Source organism: Acinetobacter pecorum, from assembly GCF_014837015.1.
Lineage (GTDB): Bacteria > Pseudomonadota > Gammaproteobacteria > Pseudomonadales > Moraxellaceae > Acinetobacter > Acinetobacter pecorum.
This window is the reverse complement of sequence record NZ_JACSPT010000016.1, coordinates 71,549-79,330: the sequence shown is the minus strand read 5'-3', so window position 1 is coordinate 79,330 and position 7,782 is coordinate 71,549. Positions and strand designations below refer to the sequence as shown.

Here is a 7,782-nt window from a genome sequence, read left to right as displayed (position 1 = left end):
ACTGGTGCGATCTCGCTTAAAGAAGGCGTGGAAATGGTTATGCCTGGTGACAACGTTGAGATGTCAGTAGAGCTAATCCACCCGATCGCAATGGACCCAGGTCTACGTTTTGCGATCCGTGAAGGCGGTCGTACAGTTGGTGCTGGTGTAGTTTCTAAAGTAACTGCATAATCACTTGATTGTAAAAAAAGCGCTCCTTTGGGGCGCTTTTTTTAATTCTTATTTTTATGAAACCAAAAATAAATTGTCTGACAATTTTATCTAAAGCTGTCCTTAACTGATATTGGCTTGACCTAAACAGCGCTTATGTAAAAAAAAATCCCACGTAATATACAGATAAGAATATGAATATTACATTTTCAGGCCTGGACGGGCTTGATGGGAGTAGTCACATGAACGCTAAAGTAAATATTACCAATCGTGCGGGTGCAAGTTTTCCAGTTCGTCGCATGAACTTCGATTTTGATGCTGTACCAGAATACTGGATGAATGGTTCAGCTGGTCTTACTCATTTTATGACCGCATTATCTGCACTGTTTCCAGCAGGTGAAAAGTTTTTTATAGATTCAGTCCGCGCGGTGCGTAAACATCCTGCGATTTCTCACAATGAAGCCTTACAAAAAGAAATTTCCGCCTTTATTGGTCAGGAAGCGATGCATACTCACGAGCATATCGGCTTTAATGCTTCTGCGCAAAAGTATGGTCATGATGTCGATACGCTTGATCATTACACCGATAAAGTCATTCAAACAACGCGAAAGTTCATGGCAAAGTTGGCTAAACCTGTGGGTATTAGCCAGGAAATGATAGATTTAACCGCGACAACAGCACTTGAACACTTTACCGCAACCATCGCCTCACAGCTGTTAACCAATAGCCATATTCAGGAACTGATGACAGATGAGACCATGAAAACCATGTGGTTATGGCATGCAGTCGAAGAAAATGAACATAAGGCAGTCGCTTATGATGTCTTTGAGGGGGTTTTTGGCAAAGGCTTAAAAGCATATGCACTGCGTACGTCTTCCTTGGTCATCGCAATGGCCACCTTATTTGTGGTGCAAAGCTATTTCCTTGCACGATTACTCAAACAGGATCAGCAGCTCAATCTTGAATCCTTGAAGGCCATTTATAGCTATGCCTATAGTCCTTCCAAAGGCATCATTACCGGCATGGCTAAGGAAATGCTGATGTATTTTAAACCGGGATTCCATCCGAATGATCATTATACAGATCAACTGCTGGCGGGCTGGAAAGCAAAATTGGGTATTTAATAAAGATGAAGAGTGAAGAGTGACAGGAATCGCTCTTTTTTTTTGCTCGATTTTTTTTATGAAGTTTCTATAATGCGGAGGTTGAATCTATATAAGATGAACGAAGATGATTCGTTTGATGCAAGCAGCGGATGTAGAGGCCGTTGTAAAAATTGAAAGATTGGTCCAATCACATCCTTGGACCTTAAAGCAGTTTCAGGATGCAGTGACTGCTTATCAAAGTACCGTGATTGAAGTGCAAGGGCAGGTAGCCGGATTTTGTATTTTACAACCGGTGCTGGATGAAGCCAATTTATTGCTGATGGCGATTGATCCGGCACAACAGGGCCAGGGCCTGGGCTATCAGTTGCTGGAGGCGTCAGTGGCGATGCTGAAAAATAATCCGGTGCAGATTTTCCTGGAAGTACGCGAGAGTAATCAGGCTGCGATCAAGCTATATGAAAAATCAGGCTTTCATCAGATTGATCTGCGCAAGAACTATTATCCAAATGCCAATGGCAGTCGTGAACATGCCATCATTATGGTCAAGGCATGTACGGATGATTTTGCCAGCCTGTTTAAATAAGAGAGACGGGCCATCTTATTTAATAATCTGATGATTCCATCCGCTAGGTAAGGTCGTCATTAATGAGTGTCCCAAATGCTGAATCTCTGCGGCACTTAAGGCATGATTTAAGCGTCGCCATTGTCCATCGATCAGTAATTCAAGCGGCAGGTATTGGGATTTGTAGTTCATCTTGGCTGAATGTGGAACCCAGTAGCCCAGATAAACAAATTTCAAACCAAGCTTTTGTGCATGTTCAATCTGTTTCAAGATTGCAAATGCACCCAGTGAGCGGCGATTTTCATTTGGGTCAAAGAAAGTATAAACGGCCGAAATGCCATCATCCAGCAGGTCGCAGGTGGAAACGCTGATTAAACGCTGATCCTGCCATAATTCTAGAAAGAAGCTGTCAGTACAGCTTTGCAATAAAAATTTTTCAAACTGATCGCGAGTCGGAGGGAACATGTCGCCATCTGCGTGACGTTCGTTTATGTAGCGTTCATACAATGCATAATGTAAATCACCCGCCTGCTCTGGAGTGGTAATTTTCATCACCAGATCCTGATTACGTTTCCAGGCTTTTTTTTGTGAACTGTTCATGCGAAATTCAGTAACAGGTACGCGCGAAGACAGGCATTGACGGCAAAGATGGCATTCAGGGCGATAGACGAAATCACCACTGCGGCGGAAACCGGTACGCGACAGCTCGGATAAAGTTACCACATCAATACGATGTGCAGGATCCAGAAAAACCATGCGCGCCGACTTATTGGGCAGATAGCTGCAATCATGCGGCGGCGTAATATAATACTGTAAATCGTTCAGTAGGGCCTTGGGCTGATAAGAATTCATAACAACTACCCTCTGTTATTTTCATTCACTTAATCGCGCGTTTTGCGCTATTGTTTTACTTGAAAATACACCTTCCTGATACTTTTTCCAATCAATCGCCGGCTTTTTTACGATATCTTGTAACGAATTAAGATAGGCTTGGCGAGAAAGTGTACAGGCGCCCAAGCTTAACAGATGATCATTGACCAGTTGGCAGTCAATCCAGGGCAGTTTATTTTCTTGCCCAATCAACATTAAAGTGTAGAAAGCCATTTTAGAAACATCAGTTTGTGTACTAAACATGGACTCACCAAAACAGCCCTGACCGATGGTCACGCCATAAAGTCCACCTACGATGCGATTTTCATCCCAGACCTCAATGCTATAGCCGTATCCTGCTTCAAACATGTCGCAATAGCCTGCGATGATATCTTCATTGATCCAGGTATCTTCAGCATAAGCACGAGGCAGGGAGCAGCAACGGATTACCCTTTCAAAAGCATGGTTGACTGTAATTTTATAATCCTGCTTTTTCATATTGCGTAGCAGGGATTTGCTTGGATGGTAATCTTCGGGGCGAATAATGCAACGCGGTTCCGGACTCCACCAGCAAATCGGATCACCTTCTGAAAACCAGGGAAATAAACCATGCGTATAGGCTTCAAAAAGTGTGGAAGGGGAGAGGTCTGCACCAATACAAATCAGGCCTTCACCTTCAGGATCAACCTCGAGCGGATTGGGAAATATATACTGTGAAGGAGGAAGGAGATGCATGCAAAAATCCGATCTTTAAATAGGCTATTTTTATCATACATAAAAAAACCGCCCAAGATGGACGGCTTTTTATACTTGCTGCTTAGTCCAGTTTGCCCATCGCATCAAGATATTTATCTGCGTCCAGCGCAGCCATACAGCCTGAACCTGCAGAAGTAATGGCCTGACGGTAAATACTGTCAGCAATGTCACCAGCTGCAAATACACCCGGTACAGAAGTTTGTGTTGCATTACCTGTAGTACCGCTTTGCACCTGGATATAACCATCACGAAGCTCTAACTGGCCTTCAAACATACTGCTATTTGGCTTGTGACCAATTGCGACAAACATGCCGGTCACGTCGACATTTTGAGTCGAGCCATCCAGGGTTGATTTAATACGTACTGAGGTTACGCCGGATTGTGCATCGCCCAGGACTTCATCGACCTGATGATTCCAGATAATACTGATCTTGCCTTCTTTTTCTTTAGCAAATAAATGCTCTTGCAAGATTTTTTCAGAACGTAATGAGTCGCGGCGGTGAACCAGGGTTACGTGAGAAGCAATATTAGATAAATACAACGCTTCCTCTACAGCAGTATTACCACCACCTACGACCATCACTTTCTGATTTTTATAGAAGAAACCATCACAGGTCGCGCAAGCGCTGACACCTTGACCCATAAAGGCAGCTTCAGATTCCAGGCCAAGGTATTGTGCAGTGGCACCGGTACAGATGATCAGGGCATCACAAGTAAACTCTTCCATATCACCTTTTAATACGAACGGGCGCTGGTTAAGATCCACTTCATTGATATGGTCATATACGATTTTGGTGCCAAAGCGCTCTGCATGGGCCTGCATACGTTCCATCAAGGCTGGACCGGTTAGGCCTTCAGGATCACCCGGCCAGTTATCTACTTCTGTTGTCGTGGTAAGCTGACCGCCCAGTTGCAAACCTGCAATCAGGGTAGGTTTCAAGTTTGCCCGCGCTGCATAGACTGCTGCACTATAGCCTGCAGGACCAGAACCTAAAATAATCAGTCGTGAGTGACGTGCGCTCATCAGCTGTATCCTTTTTTATTTAGAAATTTATTGAATTATACGTGAAACTGTATAACAGTGGTGTGAGATTAAAGTCGATATTATTGATCATTGAAATCGATTTGGGCTATATAGCATAAGTAACATTGTGCTTGCACAATAGTGCATCTTTTTTTATAGAACAGGTGCATAATATATAGATTATTGCGTCGCTTTTTTTAAGTATTAAAGCAAAAGAATATTCATGAAGAATTGGTTACAGGACAGTATATGACAGCGGTGTCGAGTGCCTATGCACAGCGCTTAATAATGACATTATTTTTAGTCTCATTTGGGATTTATCTGTTTCTTGCAACAGTGACCTATACGCCATTTGATCCGGGATGGATGCACATTTCCAGTGATACACAAACCGTTTCGAATGCGAGTGGGGTTGCGGGTGCCTGGATTGCAGACCTTTTGTTTGGCTTTCTCGGTTGGGCAAGTCTGCTGATTCCTGTCTATCTGTTTATGGAAGCAATTCAGGTCTGGTGGCCGCGCAGCTTCCTGAACCGGCCATTTCGCTATGCTGCCCAATTCTTCCTGTTACTGACCACCTCAGCATTGCTGTTTTTATTTTGGCAAGTGCCTGCAGATACGCTGGATAATTCTTCCGGCGGTATTATTGGCTATGAATTAGGTCAGAGTCTGGAACAACTGCTGACTGTATATGGTGCAGCATTCTTCCTACTGGTGCTTTGGGTGGTATTATTTACCTTGGCGTTTGGGGTGAAGTGGAACAAGACCTGGAGCAGCCTCAAAGCAACGCCTGCTTATTTACAAGACCTGTTCTACCGTAATGTGCCTGAAGGCATGTCTGATTTTGACCGTACTGCACCTGTTGCGAAAAAAGAGCCAGTCAATACTACGAAAAAAGTAGCGGTTGCAGTCACGCCTGCGCCTGAGCATCAACTGGTAGAAATAGATCCGGTAGTGCGTGATCAGGTGGCTGAACGTCTATTTGATGATTTTGCCGATAAAGAATCCCAGCAATCCCGGTTCGATGACGATATTCCTGAAAATGTGCAGCAGGTTGCTGAGGAGCCAGTCGAAACATTTAAAAAAGCACAGCAAGAGCCACCACAGTCTGATCGTGTGGTAGCAACAGGGCAGATATGGCGTGCCTTACATTCTACTGAGGATCAGCGCCATAAACAGGATATTGATGCCTTACTCAAAGCAGCCGAAGAGGAACAGCTTAACTCTTCTGTATCGCCTTTAGCTGCAGAACAAGCTGTTTCAGCGCAGGCTCCTTCTCAAACCAGAACCACATCTGCGCCACATACAGGCCTGGACTGGGATGATGATGAAATCTTTGACGAGCTTCTGGCTGCGGTTCCACAGGGCAAGACAGCGACGGATGTGCATAGCCCATTCAATCCGGTAACGGCTGAAAAGACCTCAAGAATTGTAGAGGATATGGTAAATGTTGCTCCGGCTATGGCTGCTATGGCAACGGCACATGGGGTGAAAAATAGCGCATTACAGGCCGATCTGGATGACCTGGGTGATTTGCTGATTGAGGAAGATGAACCAAGGCAACCGGTACGTGCATCGAGTTATGCGCAATCTTCTGCTTTTGTACAGGCCCCGATTCAGCATCAGGGTATAGAGCAGGCTACATCTGCCACTTCGGCCAGCAATGCTGCAGTCCGGGAAGCATTATCCAAAGAAGATTTTATTGAAGCCTGGCATGAAACTGCTGGCAAGCCACAGGATGAAGACGAGTTTGATTTTGATGCGCCTTTAACTGATGCATCAGGACGTCCGATGTCACGTGCCATGCAGGTGGCAGAGCGCCGTAAAGATTTATCACCGCTTCCAGGTCTGGATTTACTGGATGAAGTCGATCCCAATAAAAAAGTGAATTTTACCGAAGAGCAGCTGGCACGTTTATCTGAGCTGCTTGAAATCAAGTTGCAAGAATTCAACGTCAAAGCCAAGGTGGTAGAAGCACAGCCAGGCCCAGTCGTGACACGTTTTGAACTGGATCTGGCGCCAGGGGTAAAAGCTTCTAAAGTGACGAATATTTCGCGTGATCTGGCACGTTCGATGTCGATGGCATCGGTGCGTGTGGTTGAAGTCATTCCAGGCAAGCCGTATATCGGAATTGAAGTACCAAACAGCACCCGTGAAATGGTCCGTTTAATCGAACTTTTGACCATCCCCGCCTTTACTGATCCGAATAGTATTCTCTCTATGGCAATGGGTAAGGATATTTCCGGTAATCCGGTAATTGCTGATCTAGGTAAAGCGCCGCATATGCTGGTGGCAGGGACCACAGGTTCCGGTAAATCGGTGGCGGTCAACTCGATGATTCTATCGATGTTGCTGAAATATACCCCAGATGAATTGCGTCTCATTCTGATCGATCCGAAGCAGCTGGAACTGGCAAACTATAATGATATTCCACATTTGTTGACGCCTGTAGTCACTGATATGAAAGATGCAGTCAGCGCATTGAACTGGTGTGTCAATGAGATGGAACGTCGTTATAAACTGATGTCTTTCCTGAAAATCCGTAAACTGAGCGACTATAACCGCAAGGTGGAAGAGGCGATTGCCAATGGTGAAGACCTGATCGATCCAACCTGGAAAGCCAGCGATTCTGTTGTGGGTGAGCGTGCGCCGCGTTTGACGCCGTTGCCTTCCATTGTGATTGTCGCGGATGAGTTCGCGGATATGATCATGCAGGTGGGTAAAAAAGCCGAAGAAATGATTACCCGTCTGGCACAAAAATCACGTGCGGCCGGTATTCATTTGCTGCTTGCGACCCAGCGTCCCTCAGTAGATGTAATCACCGGTTTGATCAAAGCCAATATTCCAACACGTGTCGCATTGCGGGTTAACTCCAAGATCGACTCGCGTACTATTCTGGATGCGGGTGGTGCAGAAGACTTGCTCGGTCACGGTGACATGCTGTTCTTGGGTCCGGGTAAAATCGAACCTGAGCGTGTGCATGGCGCTTTTATTGCCGATGACGAAGTCAACCGGATCTGTGATGCATGGCGTGAACGTGGTTCACCAAATTATGTCGACGAGATCCTGACGCCATTTGATGAAGAGCCATCGAGCCGTGGTTTTGAAGACGGTGGCGACGGTGGATCAGACCGCGATGCGCTGTATGACCAGTGTGTTGCTTTTGTTTTGGAAACCCGTAAGGCTTCTACTTCATCCTTGCAACGTAAATTCAGTCTGGGCTATAACCGTGCTGCACGGATCATCGACCAGATGGAAGAAAACGGCATTGTCAGTGGTATGGGTGCTAATGGCAAACGCGAGATTCTGGTTTAGTA

General features: G+C 45.4%; 7 protein-coding genes. 4 read left to right on the top strand and 3 right to left on the bottom strand.

The features are described 5' to 3' along the window. The 3 genes from H9629_RS11975 to rimI form a co-directional block, all read left to right on the top strand. The coding region (locus H9629_RS11975; RefSeq protein ID WP_449689975.1) for an EF-Tu C-terminal domain-related protein at positions 1-171 on the top strand (171 nt) is incomplete at its 5' end. A 221-nt stretch (positions 172-392) separates the two neighbouring features. After that, positions 393-1,274, top strand: a complete 882-nt coding sequence (locus tag H9629_RS11970) for a metal-dependent hydrolase (protein ID WP_064095804.1) — start codon at positions 393-395, stop codon at positions 1,272-1,274. 106 nt (positions 1,275-1,380) lie between these two features. Further along, positions 1,381-1,839 (top strand): ribosomal protein S18-alanine N-acetyltransferase, encoded by a 459-nt coding sequence (rimI, locus tag H9629_RS11965; RefSeq protein WP_064101642.1) that lies wholly within the window; start codon positions 1,381-1,383, stop codon positions 1,837-1,839. Between the two features lie 15 nt (positions 1,840-1,854). On the opposite strand, the gene H9629_RS11960 is transcribed toward rimI, so the two are convergent. The 3 genes from H9629_RS11960 to trxB form a co-directional block, all read right to left on the bottom strand. Continuing rightward, complete coding sequence (locus H9629_RS11960; protein WP_191731161.1) at positions 1,855-2,670, bottom strand: arginyltransferase; 816 nt, start codon at positions 2,668-2,670, stop codon at positions 1,855-1,857. Positions 2,671-2,691: 21 nt separating this feature from the next. Continuing rightward, entirely contained in the window at positions 2,692-3,423 is a 732-nt protein-coding gene (gene aat, locus H9629_RS11955) for a leucyl/phenylalanyl-tRNA--protein transferase (protein ID WP_191731160.1), read from the bottom strand. Positions 3,424-3,505: 82 nt separating this feature from the next. Further along, positions 3,506-4,468, bottom strand: a complete 963-nt coding sequence (gene trxB / locus H9629_RS11950) for a thioredoxin-disulfide reductase (RefSeq protein WP_064101639.1) — start codon at positions 4,466-4,468, stop codon at positions 3,506-3,508. 249 nt (positions 4,469-4,717) lie between these two features. Here trxB and H9629_RS11945 point away from each other — a divergent pair, with 249 nt between their 5' ends. Continuing rightward, the gene (locus H9629_RS11945; protein WP_191731159.1) at positions 4,718-7,780 is read left to right on the top strand and encodes a DNA translocase FtsK; all 3,063 of its coding nucleotides are present in this window, start codon (positions 4,718-4,720) and stop codon (positions 7,778-7,780) included. The last annotated feature ends 2 nt before the right edge of the window (positions 7,781-7,782 follow it).

Bases quoted from the DNA above. Each gene is read 5' to 3' on its own strand.
- H9629_RS11970 (WP_064095804.1), top strand. From the start codon at position 393: ATGAACGCTAAAGTAAATATTACCAATCGTGCGGGTGCAAGTTTTCCA.
- rimI (WP_064101642.1), top strand. From the start codon at position 1,381: ATGATTCGTTTGATGCAAGCAGCGGATGTAGAGGCCGTTGTAAAAATT.
- H9629_RS11960 (WP_191731161.1), bottom strand. From the start codon at position 2,670: ATGAATTCTTATCAGCCCAAGGCCCTACTGAACGATTTACAGTATTAT.
- aat (WP_191731160.1), bottom strand. From the start codon at position 3,423: ATGCATCTCCTTCCTCCTTCACAGTATATATTTCCCAATCCGCTCGAG.
- trxB (WP_064101639.1), bottom strand. From the start codon at position 4,468: ATGAGCGCACGTCACTCACGACTGATTATTTTAGGTTCTGGTCCTGCA.
- H9629_RS11945 (WP_191731159.1), top strand. From the start codon at position 4,718: ATGACAGCGGTGTCGAGTGCCTATGCACAGCGCTTAATAATGACATTA.